The following is a 2,062-nucleotide window of genomic DNA, read 5'->3' on the forward strand; positions in this document are numbered from 1 at the left end:
GTTCCCCGGGCGCCCGCCCGCCGTTTCGCCGTACGGCCGTTCGGCTGTGCGGCCGTTTCGCCGTACGGCCGTTTGGCTGTGCGGCCGGGCCGTCAGACCGGGACGCCGGCCTTGACCACCCGCTTCGGGTGGAGGTCGGACCGGGTGAGGACGGTGAGGTCGGCGAGCGGGTCGCCGTCGAGCACCAGCAGGTCCGCGTGGGCGCCCGGGGCGAGGGTGCCGATCTCCCCCGCCATGCCGAGCAGCCGGGCCGCCGTGGTGGTCGCCGAGCGCAGCACGTCCGCGACCGGCTGGACCCGGGCGCGCAGGGTGAACTCCTCCAGCTGGGCCGGGTGCAGCGGGCCGAGCAGGTCGCTGCCGTAGACGAGGTCGACGCCCGCGCGGTGGGCGCGTTCCAAGGCCTCCAGGCCCCGGTCGCGGACCTCGGCGAGCTTGCCCAGCGAGGCGGCCGGCAGGCCGGAGGCGGCACCGAGCCTGGCGGTCTCCTCGTAGGCGACCAGGGTGGGCACCAGGAAGGCGTCCTTCTCCAGCAGCAGGGCGATCGTGCCGTCGTCCAGCAGGTTGCCGTGCTCGACGCAGCGCACACCGGCCCGCAGGGCACGGTCGATCGCGCGCGGGTGGTAGGCGTGCACGGTGACGTAGCGGTTGTGGTTCTCGGCCTCCTCGACGACCGCGCGGATCTCCTCCTCGCTGTACTGGACGGCGCCGATCTCGTCGTGCGGGGAGGCGACGCCGCCGGAGAGCAGCACCTTGAGGTGGTGGGCGCCCTTGCGGAACTCGTCCCGGGCGGCGGTGCGCACCGCGTCCACGCCGTCGGCGATCCGGGCGAAGTTCGGGCGGGACTCGCAGCAGGGCAGCACGTCCTCGCCGAGCGGGCGCAGGTCGCCGTGGCCGCCGGTCTGGGACAGCGCCTTGCCGCCGTGCAGCAGCCGCGGGCCGGGTACCAGGCCCTCGTCCAGGGCCCGGGCCATCCCGTGGTCGGCGCCCCCGACGTCGCGGACGGTGGTGAAGCCGCGGCGCAGCATCCGCTCGGCCTCGGCGAGGGCGCGCACGGTGGCGTAGCCGGCAGTCCAGTTCGCGAAGTCGGGCAGGTCGAGCGAGGTGATCAGCAGGTGGACGTGGGCGTCGATCAGGCCGGGCAGCACGGTGCCGCCGGCCGCGTCGAGGACCCGGACGTCCTCGCCGGCGGCGGGCGGGCGGCCGGTGCCGGTGGCGGCGATCCGGCCGTCGGCGGCCTCCAGCCAGCCGAGGTCGGTGCGGGTGCCGTCCTCAGGGTGGAGCAGGTGGGCGTTGGTGATCAGCAGTCGACTCACGGAGCGGCTCCTCGTTCAGTACGGCTCGTATTGAATACGACTCGTACTGAATACACCATGTATCGTTCTCCCGTGAACCCGCCCCCCGCCGACAGCGCCCCCCGACCACCCAGACGCCGCGTCCACACCCGGGCCCGGCTGCTGGCCGCGGCGAGCGAGCTGTTCCTCTCCGTCGGCTTCGCCCGGACGAGCATCGAGGACGTCTGCGCCGCCGCCGGCTACACCCGCGGCGCCTTCTACTCGAACTTCGGCAGCAAGGAGGACCTGCTGCTGGCCCTCTTCGACGACCAGGCGGGGCAGCGACTGGCCGAGCTCGCGGAGCTGGCCGCCGCCTGCGAGTCGCTGGCGCCGCGGGAGCGGGCCCGGCGGCTGGTCGAGGCGCTGCTGCGGGTCGAGCCGGCGGAGACCGGGTGGATCCTGCTGTTCCTGGAGTTCCGGCTGGTCGCGGCCCGGAGCCCGGCGCTGGCCGAGCAGGTCGCCGCGCACGACCGGGCGGTCGCGGCCGCGCTGGCCGGGGTCCTGGAGCGGAACCTGCCGGAGCTGGTGCCCCCGGGCGCGAGCGCCGGGCAGGCCGCGGCGGTGGTCCTGGCGGCGCGCGAGGGGGTGCTGGCCCGGACGGCGGCGGGCGGCGCGGCCGCGGAGGAACTGCTGACGGCGACGGCGGCGGTGCTGTCGGGGCTGCCGGGGCGCTGACCCGACTCCTGGCACGGCCGGGAGGCCGGAAACGCCGAGGGGCGGCACCCGTACGG

The 2,062-nt window shown here is 75.8% G+C and carries 2 protein-coding genes; one reads left to right on the plus strand and one right to left on the minus strand.

From position 1 onward, the window contains the following. Window positions 1–92 precede the first annotated feature (92 nt). A complete protein-coding gene (locus ACFU7Z_RS39000; protein ID WP_049657372.1) occupies window positions 93–1,313 on the minus strand; it encodes an amidohydrolase family protein in 1,221 nt (406 codons plus the stop codon). 72 nt (window positions 1,314–1,385) lie between these two features. Here ACFU7Z_RS39000 and ACFU7Z_RS39005 point away from each other — a divergent pair, with 72 nt between their 5' ends. Continuing rightward, window positions 1,386–2,006: a TetR/AcrR family transcriptional regulator gene (locus ACFU7Z_RS39005; RefSeq protein WP_380782900.1), complete on the plus strand. Its 621-nt coding sequence runs from the start codon at window positions 1,386–1,388 to the stop codon at window positions 2,004–2,006. The last annotated feature ends 56 nt before the right edge of the window (window positions 2,007–2,062 follow it).

Origin of the sequence: Kitasatospora sp. NPDC057518 (assembly GCF_042802075.1) — a bacterium.
Lineage (GTDB): Bacteria > Actinomycetota > Actinomycetes > Streptomycetales > Streptomycetaceae > Kitasatospora.